This is a genomic window from Rickettsiales endosymbiont of Stachyamoeba lipophora, from assembly GCF_003932735.1.
GTDB lineage: Bacteria > Pseudomonadota > Alphaproteobacteria > Rickettsiales > 33-17 > RICK01.
Genome location: NZ_CP033611.1, coordinates 1,006,474 through 1,024,358, shown reverse-complemented (window position 1 = coordinate 1,024,358; position 17,885 = coordinate 1,006,474). Strand labels below are relative to the sequence as shown.

Annotated in this window: 18 protein-coding genes and 2 tRNA genes; 13 read left to right on the top strand and 7 right to left on the bottom strand. The window is 33.0% G+C overall.

The window, feature by feature from the left end; genetic code table 11:
- Positions 1 to 187 precede the first annotated feature (187 nt).
- Both EF513_RS04685 and lipB read right to left on the bottom strand, forming a co-directional pair.
- On the bottom strand, positions 188 to 1,162 hold the full coding sequence (locus EF513_RS04685) for a serine hydrolase (RefSeq protein WP_125216256.1): 975 nt from the start codon (positions 1,160 to 1,162) through the stop codon (positions 188 to 190).
- A complete protein-coding gene (gene lipB, locus EF513_RS04680; protein WP_125216255.1) occupies positions 1,159 to 1,842 on the bottom strand; it encodes a lipoyl(octanoyl) transferase LipB in 684 nt (227 codons plus the stop codon). Before lipB ends, EF513_RS04685 begins: the two co-directional genes overlap by 4 nt.
- 129 nt (positions 1,843 to 1,971) lie before the next feature.
- Here lipB and EF513_RS04675 point away from each other — a divergent pair.
- The 10 genes from EF513_RS04675 (at position 1,972) to EF513_RS04635 (ending at position 9,754) form a co-directional block, all read left to right on the top strand.
- Positions 1,972 to 2,057 (top strand) — tRNA-Leu (locus EF513_RS04675).
- Between the two features lie 24 nt (positions 2,058 to 2,081).
- Positions 2,082 to 3,452, top strand: a complete 1,371-nt coding sequence (gene mgtE / locus EF513_RS04670) for a magnesium transporter (protein ID WP_125216254.1) — start codon at positions 2,082 to 2,084, stop codon at positions 3,450 to 3,452.
- Positions 3,453 to 3,457: 5 nt separating this feature from the next.
- Positions 3,458 to 3,607 (top strand): hypothetical protein, encoded by a 150-nt coding sequence (locus EF513_RS07895; RefSeq protein ID WP_164503827.1) that lies wholly within the window; start codon positions 3,458 to 3,460, stop codon positions 3,605 to 3,607.
- Entirely contained in the window at positions 3,591 to 3,779 is a 189-nt protein-coding gene (locus tag EF513_RS04665) for a hypothetical protein (RefSeq protein WP_125216253.1), read from the top strand. The genes EF513_RS07895 and EF513_RS04665 overlap by 17 nt, the downstream gene beginning before the upstream one ends.
- A complete protein-coding gene (locus tag EF513_RS04660; RefSeq protein WP_125216252.1) occupies positions 3,763 to 4,290 on the top strand; it encodes a gamma carbonic anhydrase family protein in 528 nt (175 codons plus the stop codon). Before EF513_RS04665 ends, EF513_RS04660 begins: the two co-directional genes overlap by 17 nt.
- Positions 4,283 to 5,344: an ABC transporter substrate-binding protein gene (locus EF513_RS04655; protein ID WP_125216251.1), complete on the top strand. Its 1,062-nt coding sequence runs from the start codon at positions 4,283 to 4,285 to the stop codon at positions 5,342 to 5,344. Before EF513_RS04660 ends, EF513_RS04655 begins: the two co-directional genes overlap by 8 nt.
- Positions 5,345 to 5,353: 9 nt before the next feature.
- Positions 5,354 to 6,457: an ABC transporter ATP-binding protein gene (locus EF513_RS04650; RefSeq protein WP_125216250.1), complete on the top strand. Its 1,104-nt coding sequence runs from the start codon at positions 5,354 to 5,356 to the stop codon at positions 6,455 to 6,457.
- A gap of 1 nt (position 6,458) precedes the next feature.
- On the top strand, positions 6,459 to 7,343 hold the full coding sequence (locus EF513_RS04645) for an ABC transporter permease (RefSeq protein ID WP_125216249.1): 885 nt from the start codon (positions 6,459 to 6,461) through the stop codon (positions 7,341 to 7,343).
- Positions 7,330 to 8,127: an ABC transporter permease gene (locus EF513_RS04640; protein WP_125216248.1), complete on the top strand. Its 798-nt coding sequence runs from the start codon at positions 7,330 to 7,332 to the stop codon at positions 8,125 to 8,127. The genes EF513_RS04645 and EF513_RS04640 overlap by 14 nt, the downstream gene beginning before the upstream one ends.
- A 325-nt stretch (positions 8,128 to 8,452) precedes the next feature.
- Complete coding sequence (locus EF513_RS04635) at positions 8,453 to 9,754, top strand: M23 family metallopeptidase (protein WP_125216247.1); 1,302 nt, start codon at positions 8,453 to 8,455, stop codon at positions 9,752 to 9,754.
- 544 nt (positions 9,755 to 10,298) lie between these two features.
- Here the strand turns inward: EF513_RS04635 and EF513_RS04630 are convergent.
- The 4 genes from EF513_RS04630 to EF513_RS04615 are packed head-to-tail and all read right to left on the bottom strand — an operon-like array spanning position 10,299 to position 13,929.
- Positions 10,299 to 11,045, bottom strand: coding sequence for a prepilin peptidase (locus EF513_RS04630; protein WP_125216246.1), 747 nt, complete (start codon positions 11,043 to 11,045; stop codon positions 10,299 to 10,301).
- 3 nt (positions 11,046 to 11,048) lie between these two features.
- Complete coding sequence (gene ruvB / locus EF513_RS04625) at positions 11,049 to 12,095, bottom strand: Holliday junction branch migration DNA helicase RuvB (protein ID WP_125216245.1); 1,047 nt, start codon at positions 12,093 to 12,095, stop codon at positions 11,049 to 11,051.
- Positions 12,092 to 12,679, bottom strand: coding sequence for a Holliday junction branch migration protein RuvA (ruvA, locus tag EF513_RS04620; RefSeq protein ID WP_125216244.1), 588 nt, complete (start codon positions 12,677 to 12,679; stop codon positions 12,092 to 12,094). Before ruvA ends, ruvB begins: the two co-directional genes overlap by 4 nt.
- Entirely contained in the window at positions 12,679 to 13,929 is a 1,251-nt protein-coding gene (locus EF513_RS04615) for an HlyC/CorC family transporter (protein WP_125216243.1), read from the bottom strand. The genes ruvA and EF513_RS04615 overlap by 1 nt, the downstream gene beginning before the upstream one ends.
- A gap of 141 nt (positions 13,930 to 14,070) precedes the next feature.
- Between EF513_RS04615 and EF513_RS04610 the strand changes: the two genes are divergently transcribed.
- Positions 14,071 to 14,147 (top strand) — tRNA-Val (locus tag EF513_RS04610).
- 7 nt (positions 14,148 to 14,154) lie between these two features.
- Here the strand turns inward: EF513_RS04610 and EF513_RS04605 are convergent.
- The gene (locus EF513_RS04605) at positions 14,155 to 15,393 is read right to left on the bottom strand and encodes a class I SAM-dependent methyltransferase (protein ID WP_125216242.1); all 1,239 of its coding nucleotides are present in this window, start codon (positions 15,391 to 15,393) and stop codon (positions 14,155 to 14,157) included.
- 69 nt (positions 15,394 to 15,462) lie between these two features.
- On the opposite strand from EF513_RS04605, the gene cmk reads away from it, so the two are divergent.
- Together cmk and EF513_RS04595 are read left to right on the top strand one after the other, a co-directional pair.
- Positions 15,463 to 16,104, top strand: a complete 642-nt coding sequence (gene cmk, locus EF513_RS04600; protein ID WP_125216241.1) for a (d)CMP kinase — start codon at positions 15,463 to 15,465, stop codon at positions 16,102 to 16,104.
- Positions 16,105 to 16,134: 30 nt separating this feature from the next.
- Positions 16,135 to 17,841 (top strand): 30S ribosomal protein S1, encoded by a 1,707-nt coding sequence (locus EF513_RS04595; protein WP_125216240.1) that lies wholly within the window; start codon positions 16,135 to 16,137, stop codon positions 17,839 to 17,841.
- The last annotated feature ends 44 nt before the right edge of the window (positions 17,842 to 17,885 follow it).

The window sequence follows — 17,885 nt, the reverse complement described above, 5'->3', positions numbered from 1 at the left end:
AATTATTTAATATTTGATTATCATTTGAGATTTTTGCCTGAACACATGCGTTATTCTCAACCACACACACTATCTGCACATATCTAACTAACATCATCAGTAATTAAGCATTGAAAAATCATTATTGAATAATGCAATTTAGCACTAATAAGCTTAGGCTGTATTTAGCCAAATCACCCTATAGCCTTTAATAATTTTCATAGATAACTTTTCCCAGTTGGGCAAAAATATCTTCAGAAACCAAATTACCTTGTGTTTTCTTAGATAATTTAGTTTCTACATATATTGAATAAGCAACCATACCTTTTCTAGTTTGTATATAACCTACATCACCTAAATATTGATAATGAATATTATCCCAGGTGCCAGTTTTATGAATCACCACCCCTTTGGGCAGCCATTTTTTTACTCTATTTTCACTTGTGCTACATCTGCTCATCACATCAAATAAATAATCAAAAGATTGTTTATTAATTACCTTATAATTAGCTATGTTTATCAATAATTGATTCATCTGCAAAGGTGTAGCAGTATCTCTCACATCGGTATGAAACTGGTCGCTAGCTCTCTTTATATGGGCTTTACTTTGCTTAAGTTTGCTCCATTCATCGTGCCACCAACCAAGATGGCGACCTTTATACGGAACAAGCTTAGGATAATTTCTAGCATCAAAAAATAGCCCCATAATCGAGCGATTTACCCAAATTTGATTAAAGCCCTGATTTATCAAAAACTTTCGAAGATTGTTAGCTCCACCAACCTTCTTAAAAATCATGTCAGTTGCTGTATTATCACTTATAGTAAGCATAGGCTCAAAAATATTTCTATAACTTATTTGAAACCCAGGATGTAATACAAAATATCCTAGCTTGCCTGAACCGGGAACCAAATCATTTGGTTTAATCTCAACCAATTCATCAAAATTCACCTTATTATGCTCTAGCAAATATAGCCAATATACCGCCAGGGGTAATTTAACTGTGGAAGCCATTTTGAAATGCTCATTTTCTCGATGATGATAACTAACATTATGATTTACATTAGTTATACTCACTCCTATTTTAGCGTTATATTGCTTTTCAAGAGAATGAATCAAATGTGTTAAATCATCAGCTTGAGTAATATTGATAAGCCAAAAAAATATAATTATAAAAAACTTCATGCTAATATCTTTTCAAATTTAAAAAAATTTTTGATTAAAGCTTCATCAAATTCATTTAATGTAATGTCCAACCCTAAATCTTTAAGAGATGTAATGCCATAATCCTTCAATCCACAAGGATTAATTTGATTAAATTTATTTAAATCCGGAAACAGATTAACCGATATACCATGAAAACTTACCCATTTACTAACTTTGATACCAATTGCTGCGATTTTAGCTTGTTCAAAAGGATAATATCTACCCGGAGTATCTACCCAAACTCCAATACGGTTATCATATACTTTTCCTTCAATACCAAAAGTTTTTAATGTAGCAATGATCCAAGATTCAAGAGCGAAAACAAATTTTTTAATATCCAAATTATCTTTAGGAAATATTTTATGCATATTAAAAAATGGGTAAATTATCCTTTGACCTGGCCCATGGTAAGTGGCTTTACCTCCACGTGAAATATGAAAAACAGGAATAGATTGCGCCTGCAGCACGTCGGCCTCTTGGCCACTAGTACCTATAGTAATAGTATCCGGATGCTCCAACAACCATATCTGATGATCCAAATTACCATTTAAAACATCTGCATGATATTCTTGCATCAAGCTTAAAGCTTGTTCATAAGGTACTTGCTCTTCTGAAACAACCCATCTTAGACTACCAAATAATTTTTCTTGTATAAGCATTGATAATTTTTGTTGCCTGTTTTAAAAAATGTTGATAAATGTATTTCTCGAATGTTTAGCAAATTAATAACTTTACTTTACATTTAAAGTCAACAGAGTTATTTTTAAGTTCATCAAAAAGTTAAAATTGCGGTCGTGGCGGAACTGGTAGACGCGCAACGTTGAGGTCGTTGTCCCTAACGGGGTTGGAAGTTCGATTCTTCTCGACCGCACCATTTTTATTGCTCAGGGAGTTTTTGATGGAGGAATTTGCCACCAAGGAATATTCATACGGTCTAACACCCGAGCATATCAAGCAACTTGATGAAGCAATTGATCAAGAACTACTTGAAGTAGTGCCTTTCTTAATATCTAATCTTGATGATGCAGAGCTTGCTGATTATCTTGCCATCTCTACTTATGAAATTCGTACTAAATTAATACGTATTATTAAAGAAGATTTTCATCCCAATGTTTTGCTGGCGGTTGATACTCACCTATTACCTGAAATAATCGAGCAAATAGGATATGATGCTACAGCCAAACTAATGGCTGAGCTTGAAATAGACAATGCAGTTTATATACTTGAACGGCTTGATCAAGACCTACAAAATCAAATTTTAGAATTATTACCTTCCAGCAAAGTTAGCACAGTGAAAGAAATGCTATCCTATCCTGAAAATTCTGCTGGACGTATAATGAACCCTCGCATTATTAAGGTGATGGAATATTGGACAATTGAGCAGACCATTAATTTCTTGCGCAATAATCGCAATATACCTGATAATTATTACCAAATATTTATTCTTAACTTTCAACATGCACCAATTGGATACATAAGCCTAAGTAAAATTTTAAAAAGCAATCCTAAAGACATTATAGGCGAAACTGCCGAACATGATTTAAAATTTGTAGCAGTTGACACTCCTAATGAAGAAATCTCATATTTATTCCAGCAATACGAATTAACCGCACTTCCAGTAGTAAATCATCAAAATCGTCTAGTTGGAGTAATTGATGTTGATGACATGATTGAAGTGGTAGCAGAAGAAACTGAGGAAGACTATTTAAAATTAGCAGGGGTTGCCGAATCGGATATTTATTCTAGAATTATTGATTCGTCCTTGAAAAGATTACCATGGCTGGTTTTAAATCTATTTGGCTCATTGCTTACCTCTCATATGATTAGTTATTTTGGCGGTGAGATTGAAAAGATGGTTATACTGGCCTCTATTATGCCAATCGTGGCTTCGGTTGGAGGTAATGCCGGAACGCAAACGGTAACTCTTATAATTCGAGGTATTGCTACTAAAACAATTCTTGATGCCAATGCCTTTAGGGTAATTAGAAAAGAAGTATTAATCTCCCTTACTAACTCGCTATTAATATCAGCCATTGGTGGCGGATTAATTTACTTAATTATGAATAATCTTTTTTTAAGTCTTATTTTCAGCTCTGCTATAATATGTAATTTTATCGTAGCAGGATTGATGGGTTCTGCGATTCCAATATTTTTTAATAAAATAAAGGTTGACCCAGCCGTATCATCTAGTATTTTCTTAACAGCTCTTACTGATATAACGGGTTTTTGTTCTTTTTTAATATTAGCAAAAATATTTTTATTAAATTAATATTTATGAATAAGCAAACTAAGCAGCAAAAATTGGCACAAAACTTGCGTGACAACTTAAAGCGACGAAAAGCTTTAACCCAAAAAAGTGATGAGCATGAAGATAATCAACAAAATTTTCCAAGAGTTGAGCATACACATGAACAAGAAAACTAATCAACTATATGATTATATAGCATTACTAGATCCTTTATTTCATGAAAGTTTTTTTATTACTGATAATAAGTTACTTAAAAAAAACAGTATAAACGACAATAAAAAACATTCATGGTTTAAAAATTTTTTAGCAAAAAAAGGGTTTTTTAGCAAAAGTGCCCCATCTAATTAAATTTAATAATTATTATCCTTTCATAGCCAATGAGGTTTTTATTGCTTCAGGGTGCCATATTATAGGTGATGTAGAAATCGGTGAAGGGTCAAGTATCTGGTATAACTCTGTTATCAGAGGAGATGTTTGTCCAATTCGCATAGGGAAAATGTCTAATATCCAGGATGGTACCGTAATCCATGTTACTCGTCAAACCGGCCCAACTTTTATTGGTGATTATGTAACGATTGGTCACAAAGCTATGATTCATGCTTGCACCATTAAAGATTATGGCTTTGTTGGAATGAATGCAACCTTACTAGATGGTGTGATTGTAGAATCTTTTGCCATGGTAGCCGCAGGAAGTGTTGTTCCTCCTAAAAAAATTGTTAAAACCAATGAAATATGGGCAGGCAATCCTGCTAAGTTCTTACGCTACTTAACTGATGAGGAGCAAGATTATATTAAGCAATCAGCTATTAATTATTTTAACCTATCTCAAGTTTATTTGAATCAAAATAAACATGTTTAAAATTTTCGTGCTGCTTTTGTTATCTTGTTGCAATCTTGCTGTTGCCTCACAACAAAGCATCAATATATACAATTGGGCTGAGTCACTCAATCCTAGAATAGTTAACGATTTTAGCCATGAATATGCTATAAAAGTTAACTACGATTTGTTTGACAATGATCATCTAATGGAATCTAAATTAGCGCTTGCTCGTAATATTTATGATATTACAGGACCAGGAATTTTTCCTTTTGTAGAAAAATATGCCAACGATGGAATATTTAAAGAAATCGACATTAATCGTCTTAAAAATTATCATTTAATAGATTCAAATATTTTACAGTTCTTAAAGATTCATAAAATTGATAAATATACTGTACCATGGGTTTGGGGAGTACTTGCTATAGGATACCATCAGGAAAAGTTAAAACAATTTGCACCGGACTTTGATCCTACTAATCTTAATGATATATTTGATATAAATAAAATGCGAGCTGTTAGCAAATGCGGGATTTCAATAATGGATTCTCCATTAGATATTAGCGGTCTTGCTTTATTAAATTTAAAGAAAAATCCCAACTCCAATAATATTGAAGACTATATTCAAGCGTTTAAACTGCTGAAAAAAATTGCGCCCTTTGTCCATAATTTCAATTCTTCTAAATATACCGAGGAATTTGCTAATGAAGATTCTTGTTTGGTCATTGGCGACTCCATTGATATTTTAACTATAATGGACAAAACCCATAATCCACATTTAAAACTCGCCCTACCAAGCCAAGGTACCTTTATATTTATTTTAGGATTTGTAATCAATCCAAACACTACCAAATTGCAAGAAGCTTACCAATTTATTGATTATATTCTTGAACCTAAAAACGCTTTAAAAAATGTAGAAAATGTTAAAGTATTTAGCAGTTTAGACGCGCAATATTTAGATAAAGCTAAGTTACCAGCTACGCAATTTTTAATTAATGAAGATTACTTTCAAAAGCTACATATCTCCCGTAAACGCAGCAAAAAGATAGAAAACTGGGTAAATAGCGAATGGCAAAAAATTATTAGCCTCAAATGAATATAGCAAATGAATAAAAAAAATATAATCTTAGAAATAAACAATGCATCCAAGACTAGTAACAACGTAACTATCTTGCACGATATTAATTTAAAAATATATCAAGGTGAGTTTTTTGCACTCCTTGGTCCTTCCGGATGTGGCAAAACCACCTTACTTAGAATGATTGGAGGCTTTGATTCCCCAAGCTCAGGACAGATTAAAATAGACGGGCTTGATATGCAGCAAATTCCTCCATTTGAACGTCATGTTAATATGATGTTTCAATCATATGCTTTATTTCCGCATATGAATGTTTATGATAATATCGCCTTTGGTTTAAGACAGCAAAAGATTACTGAAAATTCGATTGCCGAAAAAGTTGAAGAAGTATTAAGCATACTTAAAATTGACCAATTTAAAAACCGAGCAATTAATGAGCTTTCAGGCGGGCAACAACAGCGCGTCGCACTCGCCAGGTCAATTATTAAACGTCCTAAAATTCTCCTACTTGATGAACCGATGGGAGCATTAGATATCAAAACCCGTGAACATACTCAGATTGAATTAATCAATCTGCAGCATATGTTAGGCATTACTTTTGTAATGGTGACCCATAATCAACAAGAGGCTATGGCTATGGCCAACCGAATTGCTATTATGAATCATGGTAAAATCCTTCAAATAGATAGTCCTCGCCATATTTATGATTATCCTAATGATAAATTTGTAGCTGATTTTATAGGTTCAATTAATTTTCTAGCAGGCCAAATTGTCGACTATAACAAAGAAAATGATATTGCCACAGTACAGCTTAATAACAATCAAGAATTGATTATTGTTAAAAAACCAGAACATACTCGCATAGGCGATCAAATTGATTTAGCGCTTAGACCTGAAGAATTATATCTATCAACTGAAAAGCCTATTAACGGGGATAATTTTGTTGCAGCCACCATCAATGAAATTAGCTTTGCTGGCAGCGAACTGATCTTTTATTTAAGCTTACATGATACCCAAACTATTATGGTTACCATCTCTACTGCAGCAGGTAGTTATAACCCAGATTTTATCATCGGCGCCCAATTATATATATTATGGGACCAAGAAGATGGAGTTATATTGGTAAAGTAATATGCGTGATAACAATACAAACTTTTTAATCAAATTGATTGCTAAGCTATGGTTATTAGCTTTTATTATTATCCCTTATATTATTATTATTTCTTTAAGTATTAGCTCTCAAACTTCTCAGCTTTTTCCGGTAGATTTTGTATTTGATTATGCTAAAGAAACTGGTTTGACTATTAAACCAAACTTTAATTACTACCTAGCTTTACTAGACGATTCCTTTTATCTTAAAACTTATTTGAAATCACTTTATTTTGCACTAACCAACACTATTTGCTGTTTCATAATTGCTTACCCATTAGCATTAGTTGGCTACTTTGCAAGCAACAGACTTAAGATAATTATTTTTACTATTTTACTAATTTCCTTTTCTACCAGTATGCTACTTAAAATTTATTCTTGGACTATCCTACTAAGTAATAATAGCATACTTGTAATATTCTTAAAAAAGCTATTCGGCACTGATAACATTTACTTATTGAATTCAGATTTTGCAGTAATTTTAGTCATGGTATATTGCTACCTACCTTTTATGTTATTTCCTATTTATCTTAATCTTATGCGCATTAATAAACATGTAATTGAAGCTGCCAATGATTTAGGAGCAAGCCATTTTAATTGCTTAAGAAAAATTTTGCTACCTTTAACTAAGCCTGGAATTATTAGTGGTTGTACTTTTGTTAGTCTTGCCTCCATGGGTGAATTTGTTATACCTGATTTAATTGGCGGTTCAAAAATTGTAACAATCGGCAAACTTATCTGGAATCAATTCTTTTTTGCACATCATTGGCCGATTGCTGCATGTAGCGCAGTAGTTTTAGTAGTTATCTTGACTATATTTAATTATCTTATTAATAAATTTTTTATGGTAAGCAATGACCAGATTTAATATTATTAAATATCTTTTTACTTCTCTGATATTATTATTTTTATTATTACCTATTGTGGTAACTATAGCTTATTCATTTAACTCCTCTTCTATTGTTTCAGTATGGCAAGGATTTTCACTAGAGTATTATTACGAGTTATTTAATGATGAATTTTTGCTTAATTCATTGTTTCTAAGCTTAAAAGTTGCTTTTATTGCTGCTTCAGTCGCTAATATAATCGCTTTAATGATATCTATAGTATTAATGAAACAGAAATCTCGCTTTATTTTAAAACTATTAACTATTCAAATTATGATACCCGAAGTGGTAAATGGTTTAGCTTTAGTACTAATGTTTGTGATGTTTAGAATAATTGTGGGTAGAGAGCTTAACTTAAGCTTTTATGGCATTATTATGGCTCATATCGCTATTGCTATGCCTTATATGGTTACTATTATTTATAATAAACTTAAATCTATTAATGTTGAATTGATCGAATCTGCTATGGATTTAGGAGCAAATAATATTACCATATGGCACAAGATTATCTGGCCGCTTATTATGCCAAGCATGGTAACTGCATGGCTAATTGCTTTCACGATATCTATGGATGATGTCGTACTAGCAAGCTTTACTAGCTACCCTGGTGCTGTTACTTTACCTATGCAAATTTACTCTAAAATGCGTTTTGGGGTCAGTCCTGAAATTAATGCTTTAGCCACCATTTTAATTACTATCAATTTTGGTTTAATCTTATTAATTTTATGGAATCGTAAAACTAATTTGAATGTTAAAACTTTTTAAGTTAAAATTTATTTACTAAATTCAACAATTACCCTTTACCATTATGTAGTAAAAATAAAATTAAAATTACCATTTAAGTTATTTTAATATAATTTTTATTATAACTTTACTCAATTTAATCTAGTAAAATTTTGCTATTATAAGAAAATTTATATAAAATTCAGCAGCTTGCACACTAACAAATTAAAATTTCAATTTCTATGAAATATTAATTTACCTACTAACTTGTTGATTTTTTGTTTGATTTAATGGTTAAATTAAATTATCCTGTGTAAATGCACTGTTTTTAAAATGCTGAAAATTAACCAAAAAATATGGATTTTTAATGCTAAGAGTTGCAACTTTATCACTACGAACAAAAGTTTGGGTCATCTATTCAGTTTTAATTACTGCAATTTTGATTAGCTTAGTCGCAATACATAATTTAAATGATGCGGCTATTGATGAACATTTAGCCAACAATGTCGCAGAAGAAAATGAAAACATTTTAAACTTCACAGTACAAAATGGCGATAACTTCGCAAGTATTCTTAAAAAAAACTATGTTGAAGATAATGATGCCGCCCAAATTATTAAAGCATTGAAAAATATATATAACCCTGCACGTATGAGCATTGGCCAAAATATTTCTTTATATTATGAAAACTATTTAGATCAAAATGAAGATAACAAAAAATACTTAAATGCTATTAAAATTTCCGTTTCCCCTTCTAAGGCCATTGAAATATTAAGAACCCAAGATGGCGCTTTTGAAGCTAAGGAAGTTACTATTCAACTCGAAAGATATTTAGCCCATGTAAGCAGCGAAATTGAGAGCAATCTTTTTGCTACTGCTCAGGAATCAGAGGTACCCGGTACTATAATCAATCAAGTTACTAAATTACTGAGCTATGATATCGATTTCCAGCGTGAAATAAAAAAAGGAGATAGCTTTAGCGTAGTTTATGAAACTTTTTATGATCAAAACGGTAACTTTGCAATGCATGGTAAACCTCTTTACATGGCTGCTAACGTCGGTGGGCGGGAAATTAAGCTTTATTATTATGAAAACAAAAATGGTGATAGTGATTATTTCACTGAAGAAGGCAGAAGTATTAAGAAAGAACTGCTGAAAACTCCAATCAATGCCGCTAGAATTTCTTCTGGCTTTGGAATGCGTAAACATCCTATTTTAGGCTATAGCAAAATGCATAAAGGTGTAGATTTTGCTGCTCCTATTGGCACTCCAATTTATGCAGCAGGTGATGGCGTTATTGATAAAGTTGGACGAGTTGGTGCGTATGGTAATTATGTTAAAATTAAACATGCAGTTGGAAATTATTCAACCGCTTATGGTCATTTAAGCCGCTTCTCTAAAGGATTAAAAAAAGGCTTAAGGGTTAAACAAGGGGAAATAATTGGCTTTGTTGGCTCTACCGGCAGAGCAACCGGGCCTCATCTACATTATGAAGTATTATTAAACGATAAGCATATCAATCCTACTGCTATTAAGCTTGGTTCTAAAATGAAACTTGCAGGCCAAAATCTAAAGCAATTTAAAGATTATACTAAAATTATAAATAATAAAATCTTAGTTACCCCATCACGTACCGAAACTGCTTCTAAGTTATTAAAATGGACTATGTAACGCTTGTTCAAGGTTGTTACTAAGTCTAAAAAATACTAGCTAATAAGCTTAGCAGCTTATAATTTAATTTTCTGCATACATTGCTTGGCTTTAAGTAGCGTTGTAAAGCTCTTTTGATAGGCATCTTATTAACTTTCGATTCCAAATGAATCTTAAAAACGGAAAATTTATTAGCTGAGTGAGATCATAGGATATGATAAAATAATCACCTGCCTACTTTTACTTATCTACCTTATCCAAGCTAGCGTTTATAAGAAAGTTGATAGCCCATTTTTCTCTGGAATGATTGTAGGCGCCTTAGCCAGTATTTTTAAAGGATTATCTCATAGATGGTTTAATACTCTTTTACCTTTTACAGCTTGAATAGATAATTATTAAAAATTGAAAATAGTAGAACAGCTGTTAAAATATCATGAAAGCTTGCTCTTCTTTTTTAAACATCTATGGCATATAAGTATTGTTGGTAAAATAATATTGAGCCCTATTAAAAATGTTTAAGCACAATAAACCATCAAAAATCATAATTTTAGGAAATTTAAAGAAATTATATCTGACCAGATATTTGTAATGCTTCTATGAGCAACAAAATAAAACCGGCAATAGCTATTAAAGATGAAATATATGGATAAGGATTGATATACTTTTTAAGCAACTTAAAATTAGCAATTCCTCCTAAGATTAAACTAAGCATTAAAGCGATCATCCAAAAATTAAATTTGATAACCGCAAGACTTGCTATTAACAAAAGATTTTCGCTTGATAAATTGATAATTTTTGTAAGATAAGTTGTGGCAAATGCAAAGCTTATTATAACTCCAACTACTGAAAATGGTATTATATTTATAAGCTCATATCCACACTTCAGTTTAAGCATTATAGCTATTATTACTATACTAACATATAGCACTTTTGGAACCGTATATCCTGTAAAGTTTATGGCTGCAATAATGATTAATCCTACTGACCAAAGTAAGAGTAATAAATATTCATCCCCAAATCCAAAATAGTAATGCAGATATACAGAGTTAAAAATTACTAAACTATCTGCTATACGAAACTTACTGTCAATATGAGCACCACAATAATTACAAGTAGTGCCGCAAAAAAACCATGAAAGCACACTATAATATTCATAAGGTTTTAAAGGGGTTTTACATAATGAACAATGTGGCTTCAATCCTTTGGAACCAAAACCTTGCAAAGGAATATTTCTTGGTAACCTATAAAATACACTAGAACTATAGCTTGCAAGCATAATGCCAAAAATTACTGCAAGCAGTGTTTCAAACATTAGTTATTTCTCACTATCTAAATTAATTTCAAATTGTAAAGAGGTATCACTCATATTTTTAGGAGCCATGCCAAAATGATGATACGCCTTAAGTGTTGCCATTCTTCCTCGAGGAGTACGGTTAATTAAGCCAAGCTGCAATAAGTAAGGCTCTATTAACTCCTCAATAGTATCTTTTTGCTCAGCAATGGATGAAGCAATGGTTTCTAGCCCTACCGGACCACCATCATACTTTTCTATTATAGTAAGTAAATATTTATGGTCTTGAGCATCAAGGCCGATTTTATCTACGCCCAAACGGCTTAAAGCGTTACTGGCAATTTCTTCAGTAATCATTCCTTCTTTGCTTGCCATTTCTGCAAAATCCCTGATTCTTCTAAGCAATCTTAATGCAATTCTAGGAGTACCGCGCGCTCTATGTGCAATAATATTTGCTCCTTCTTTAGCAATATTAATATTGGCAAGAGCAGTGGATCTTTCAATGATTTTCATAAGATCATGAGGCTCATAAAACTCTAATCTTACTGGAATGCCAAACCTATCCCGCAACGGATTACTGAGTAAGCCAATACGCGTAGTAGCACCAACTAGAGTAAATGGCGGCAAATCAAGCTGAACAGATCTAGCAGAAGGACCTTCCCCGATCATAATATCAATCGTAAAATCTTCCATGGCAGGGTAAAGTATTTCTTCTACGTGAATAGGAAGCCTATGAATTTCATCGATAAACAACACATCCCCATCTGTTAAATTAGTAAGGATCGCTGCCAGGTCACCAGCCTTGCTAATAACTGCGCCAGAAGTCACCTTAATATTACCACGCATTTCTTGGGCAATAATTTGAGCAAGGGTAGTTTTACCTAGACCAGGAGGACCATAAAGTATAACATGATCTAAGGTTTCTTTACGGTTTCTTGCCGCATTAATAAATATATTTAGATTTTCTTTTAACTCTTTTTGCCCTATAAAATCATCAAGCAACTTAGGGCGGAAGGTACGATCGAGTTGGTCTTCATCTTTTGCATTAGGATTTAAGGTTGAATCCTTCATTTAGATAGTTCCTTTAGTGCCAGTTTGATAATTTCTCGAGTTTTTAATTCAGGCAAATCTTTAATAATTTTTGTAGCAACCTTAGCTGCATCAAATTTATTATAACCTAATGCAGTTAGCGCTAACACCGCATCGTCAATTTCTTGATTGCTACCAGCTTCTTCAATAAAGTCTCCACTTGATAAGGGTAGAACTTTATCTTTTAGCTCAACAATAATTCGATCAGCAACCTTACTACCTACTCCACTAATATTTTTAAAAATACTTTTGTTTTCACGGGCAATGCCGATAGCAAGTTCCCCTAAATTCGCTTGGCTTAAAATTTGCAGTGCAAGCTTAGAACCAATCCCCTTCACAGTGGTAAGCAATTTGAACCAATCTTGCTCAAGAGAATCAAAAAAGGCTATCAATAAAATTTGATCTTCCCTTACAATTGTTTCAATTAACAAAAAAAATTCTTTACCTATTTCAAGTTGAGTTATAGTTCGATGTGAAGCATTCAGTAAATATCCTACTGAGTTTACCTCAAGTATAACCTTATCTTGATTGATATTTAAAATTTTACCGCGTAAGGATGCAAACATTAACTTAACAACTCAATTTCTATAGTTTTAATTTTCTTCTCTTCCATTTTCAGAATTTTGAATTTTACATTTTCAATAACGATTTCTTCTTTAATTTCCGGAATACGCTCTAAATGATAAATTATCAAACCACCTATGGTATTAGCATCTTCATCATTCAACTTAAGATCCAACTCACGGTTAATATCACGAATATTAGTGGTAGCTTCAGCAATATAAATATTATCAGCCACCTTAATTACTTCATCTCCCTTGGTATCATGCTCATCATCAATTTCACCTACGATTTCTTCTAAAATATCTTCTAAGGTGACCAGCCCCATCAGCACTCCATATTCATCAATCACTAAAGCAAAATGATTTCTTTTATTTCTAAAATTTTGCAACTGATCTTTTAATGGGGTAGTATTAGGAATAAACCATGGTTCGGCTAAATTTTCTTTTATTAATTCCTTCGTAACCACCTTGTTAGTACTGACCAATCTAAATAAGGACTTGATATGCAGAATACCTATAATATTATCAGGATCTTTTTCCCAAATTGGCAAGCGCGAATGCGGAGAATTAATCGCAGTTTTAATTAGCTCATCAATATCTTGATCAATTGATATGCTAATGATTTTGGATCTGTGCCTCATAATTTGCTCAACTGCTACTTCACCTAAATCAAGCACTCCGCCAAGCATATCCCTTTCCTGTTTAACCATCGCACCTTGATGCAAAGAAAGCTCAATAGCCCCTCTGATCACTTCAGTGCCTGAAACTAAATCAGCCTCTTTTTTACCAATAATTATTTTTAGAATTTTTGAAACTATCCACTGAATAGCTGAAGTAAGCGGCGAACAAACTACTACTAAACCGCCTATAATTGGAGCGATAGCAAGTGATAATTTCTCTGGATATTCAAAAGCATAACTTTTAGGTAGAACTTCAGCAAAAATTAAAATGATTATAGTCATCAGAAAGCTAGCATAAATTACCCCTTCATCCCCTATGACGCTTACCATATAGGTAGCCACAATTGATGATGCCAGAATATTAAGACCATTGTTAGCTAGCAAAATAGAGCCTATCAGCTTTTCTTTATCTAGCCTCAGCCTATAAACAGCTTCAGCACGCTTATTACCTTGCGATTTTAATTGATGAATTTTTGCTTCATTTACTGCTGTTATGGCAGTTTCGGCGGCAGAGAAAAAGCTAGAGAGCAGAATAATCCCAGCAATTCCCAAGAATAATATCAGAACATCCATTATAGATTAAAGTTATTCCTAAAACTTAAAGTTAATTATAAGTTATAGCTAATTTTTCAAACAAAAGCAAATTTTCTCTATAAGCCCACTTGTCAAATTCATGTTTTTATAATATTTAACTAATACTAATGGTTTAATTGGGGGCGATTAGCTCAGTTGGTTAGAGCGTCACGTTGACATCGTGAAGGTCGGAAGTTCGAGTCTTCTATCGCCCACCACTCAAAATCATTCCTTATTAGTTTTTTTTACTTTATTAACCTTATTATTGCTACGTGCATCTTCGGCATCACTAGCCTTCTTAGCTTTAACGTTCTTAGCTGTACTAACCTTATTATCACCAGCCACATTGCCAGCCTTGACGATCTTATTTGCCTTATCTGCATTACTACCCACTTCAGGTTTAAGCACTTTATTTGCACTATCCTTCCCTTCAGTCTTGCCAGCTTTGTTGCCAGCAGAAGCATTAGCTGTAAAACTTCCAGCCACTTTGCTAATCATTAACATTTCTATTTTTTCATCTTCAAAGCGCTGTTCTCGTATAATTGCCAACTCAAATTTAGCCAGTTGCTCTTTTAATAAGTTGCTATTTAAGCGCATAAGAAATTTATTTAAATCAATTTCATGCTTATCATTTTTAGTATAATCATAAACTACAAATAAACGAGCGTTATTACTCATCTTTTGCGCTATTTTTTCTAAAAACTGGTATGGCTCCCTAAGGTAATTAACTATATTTATAGCAACAATAAAATCTACATCAATAGTATGTTTTTCTAGATAATGATACACATCTTCCAAATATAGTTCCTTATAAACCCTATCTTTGTGGCTTAACTGCTGATTGTAATAGATAGCCTCTTTAGCTACAGCTATACAAGCTTTATGCCCATCCACACCACTAATGTTAAGTAAATACTTACTATTACTGGCGATTATTTTCATTAAACTACCAGTTCCACACCCTAAATCGGTTAACTTACTACCGTCCTCCTTACCAGCTTGGTTAATAGTTGTTAATACCCATTCTGCTATTTTTAATTTCTGTTTTTTCTTTAAATTTAATTCATAATTACTTTGCATTTCAGCATAAGCATTAACTACGGCGCTAGGGATAAATTTATGTTTTTTACCTTCAATCAGCTCATCATATAAGAAATTAGCTAACACGTGATGCTTATCTTCTTTAACAAATTCACCTAATAGCTCTTTAGCTGCATCTAAATTACCTTGTGCAAGCTTAAGCCGTGCTTCACAAAATTTAAGCATAGGATTCTCAACTTTAAAATATTTTAATACTTTGATTCTAAATTCTGCATCTTTTAAATCACCATCATCGATATAAAAATTACACAACTCAAAATTGGCATGTAAAATATTTTTAAGGCGGCTTTTAAGATTTTTTGCATTATATAAAATTTCAAGATAAAAAGATTTTAGTAGATTGGTGATTTTATGCGATTTCATGATATTCTATATACTTAAATTATTACCTATTTAATAATAAAGAAATTTTTAACAAAGCAAAGATAAATTATGCAGAAAAGAATAATTACAATTGATGGTACTGCGGCTTCCGGCAAAGGAACCGTAGCTAAAATTATAGCAGATAAATTACATTTAGATTATTTTGATTCGGGAATAGTTTATCGCAAATTAGCACATGATTTAATGCATAGCGGCATAGCATTAAACGACACAGCCAATATATTAGCCTACTTACAAGAGTTTGATTTAAATATTGACCCTGAAGAACTACCCAAATTAAGAACGGATGAAGTTAGCAAAGGGGCTTCTATAGTTGCTGCCATCGCGACAGTCAGAGAAAAATTAATCCAATTGCAACGCAATTTTGCTGCTAATAGTGAAAATGGCCTGGTAGCCGATGGTAGGGATATGGGCACGGTTATCTTTCCTGACGCTGAGTTTAAATTCTTTCTAACCGCCAAAATAGAGGAAAGAGCAAAAAGGAGATATAATCAGTTGCGACTAGAAAATAATAATGTTATATTCGCGCAAGTTGTTAAAGATTTAAGGGATCGCGATCAACGTGATGCATCACGAAGCAGTGCCCCAATGAAGCCGGCTTTAGATGCAGTGGTAATTGACAGTAGTCACATGGCCATTAATGAAGTAGTTGATAGGATCATTAACAGAATAAACGACAAACAAGTTTAACTTAAAATAAATTTAATAGGTATTAATTTTATGATAAAAAACGCAACTAAGGCTGTCGGCGATGACTCATTTAGAGAGAGCTTTGCTGATTTGTTTGAAGCCTCAGTATCTAAAATTGTTAAAGAAGGCACCGTTGTTAAAGGCGAAATCATTAAGATTGAATCTGAATATGCAGTGATTGACTTTGGTCACAAAACTGAGGGATTAGTTCCATTAAAAGAGTTTTCTCTTGATAGCAAACCATCTGAGATTACAGTTGGTGATATTGTTGATGTTTATATTGAACGCACCGACTCAAAATTAGGCAGAGCAATCCTCAGCTTCGAAAAAGCCCAACGTGAAAGCGCATGGAAAAACATTGAAAGCGCCCTTACTGAAGGTAAAAAAGTTGAAGGCTTTATTTGTGGTAAAGTTAAAGGTGGTTATACCGTTGATTTATCAGGTGTTATTGCTTTCTTACCTGGAAGCCAAGTTGATATTCGTCCGATTAAAGATATTTCTCCATTATTTGGAATGGTCCAGCCATTTAAGATTTTAAAAATCGATCGGAAACAATCTAACATTGTGCTTTCAAGAAGAGCAATTTTAGAAGAGAGCCGCCTTGAAGCTCGTGAAGAAATGCTTGCTAAAATTGAAGAAGGTCAAATACTTGACGGTTTTGTTAAAAACATCACCGATTATGGTGCCTTCGTTGATTTAGGCAGCCTTGATGGTTTATTACACCTTACCGACATTGCATGGAACCGTATTAATCACCCATCAGAAGTGCTTTCACTTGGTCAACAAATTAAAGTTAAGATCATTAAATACAACCCTGAAACCAAACGTGTTTCACTTGGTATGAAACAACTCGAAGAAAATCCATGGAAAGATCTTGAGGATAAGTTCCCACGCGGCGCCAAAGTTAAAGGGAAAGTATCAAGCATTGCTGATTATGGTGTATTTGTTGAGATTGAAGAAGGCATTGAAGGTTTAGTACATGTTTCTGAAATCACTTGGAGCAAAAGCAATCCTAATCCACATGAATTACTTAGCGTTGGCCAACAAGTTGAGTGCTTAGTACTTGATATTGATACCAACAAACATCGTATTAGCCTTGGTATTAAACAATGTGAAGAAAACCCATGGGCTAAATTTGCTGAAACTCATGAAGTTGGTTCAGTTGTTGAAGGTGAAGTAAGAAATGTGGTTGAATTTGGTGTATTTATTGCATTGCCAGGAAATATTGATGGTTTATTACATCTTGCAGATATTTCATGGGAAGATGAATCAACTGACAGGCTCAATGACTTCAAACCTGGCGACAAAATTAGTGCTAAAGTTTTAAGTGTAGATATTGATAAAGAACGTATTACCCTAGGCATAAAGCAAATGGGCGACGATCCTTTCCAATCAGCAACTTCCGGCATCAACAAAGGTGATAAAGTTAAATGTGTAGTAAAAGAAATACATAACGACTCTATCGATGTTGAACTTAATGGTGTGACCCTCAATATTAAGAAGATTGACTTAGCTGCTTCTAAAGCAGATCAAGATCCTTCTAAATTTAAAGAAGGGGAAACCATTGAAGCTAAAGTAACTAACTATGATAGGAATACCCGTAAGGTTGTTCTTTCTATTAAAGCTTTAGAAGTTGAAGAGCAGAAAAAAGCTATTGCTGAGTATACCTCTAGCGATAATGCTGCTACCACTTTAGGTGACATTTTAGGCCAAGCATTAAAGAAAGGTGAAAAGTAATTTCACTATACTATAATGATATAAGCTACTGAGGGGAGCAAACA

Bases quoted from the DNA above. Each gene is read 5' to 3' on its own strand.
- EF513_RS04685 (WP_125216256.1), bottom strand. From the start codon at position 1,162: ATGAAGTTTTTTATAATTATATTTTTTTGGCTTATCAATATTACTCAA.
- lipB (WP_125216255.1), bottom strand. From the start codon at position 1,842: ATGCTTATACAAGAAAAATTATTTGGTAGTCTAAGATGGGTTGTTTCA.
- mgtE (WP_125216254.1), top strand. From the start codon at position 2,082: ATGGAGGAATTTGCCACCAAGGAATATTCATACGGTCTAACACCCGAG.
- EF513_RS07895 (WP_164503827.1), top strand. From the start codon at position 3,458: ATGAATAAGCAAACTAAGCAGCAAAAATTGGCACAAAACTTGCGTGAC.
- EF513_RS04665 (WP_125216253.1), top strand. From the start codon at position 3,591: ATGAACAAGAAAACTAATCAACTATATGATTATATAGCATTACTAGAT.
- EF513_RS04655 (WP_125216251.1), top strand. From the start codon at position 4,283: ATGTTTAAAATTTTCGTGCTGCTTTTGTTATCTTGTTGCAATCTTGCT.
- EF513_RS04650 (WP_125216250.1), top strand. From the start codon at position 5,354: ATGAATAAAAAAAATATAATCTTAGAAATAAACAATGCATCCAAGACT.
- EF513_RS04645 (WP_125216249.1), top strand. From the start codon at position 6,459: ATGCGTGATAACAATACAAACTTTTTAATCAAATTGATTGCTAAGCTA.
- EF513_RS04640 (WP_125216248.1), top strand. From the start codon at position 7,330: ATGACCAGATTTAATATTATTAAATATCTTTTTACTTCTCTGATATTA.
- EF513_RS04635 (WP_125216247.1), top strand. From the start codon at position 8,453: ATGCTAAGAGTTGCAACTTTATCACTACGAACAAAAGTTTGGGTCATC.
- EF513_RS04630 (WP_125216246.1), bottom strand. From the start codon at position 11,045: ATGTTTGAAACACTGCTTGCAGTAATTTTTGGCATTATGCTTGCAAGC.
- ruvB (WP_125216245.1), bottom strand. From the start codon at position 12,095: ATGAAGGATTCAACCTTAAATCCTAATGCAAAAGATGAAGACCAACTC.
- ruvA (WP_125216244.1), bottom strand. From the start codon at position 12,679: ATGTTTGCATCCTTACGCGGTAAAATTTTAAATATCAATCAAGATAAG.
- EF513_RS04615 (WP_125216243.1), bottom strand. From the start codon at position 13,929: ATGGATGTTCTGATATTATTCTTGGGAATTGCTGGGATTATTCTGCTC.
- EF513_RS04605 (WP_125216242.1), bottom strand. From the start codon at position 15,393: ATGAAATCGCATAAAATCACCAATCTACTAAAATCTTTTTATCTTGAA.
- cmk (WP_125216241.1), top strand. From the start codon at position 15,463: ATGCAGAAAAGAATAATTACAATTGATGGTACTGCGGCTTCCGGCAAA.
- EF513_RS04595 (WP_125216240.1), top strand. From the start codon at position 16,135: ATGATAAAAAACGCAACTAAGGCTGTCGGCGATGACTCATTTAGAGAG.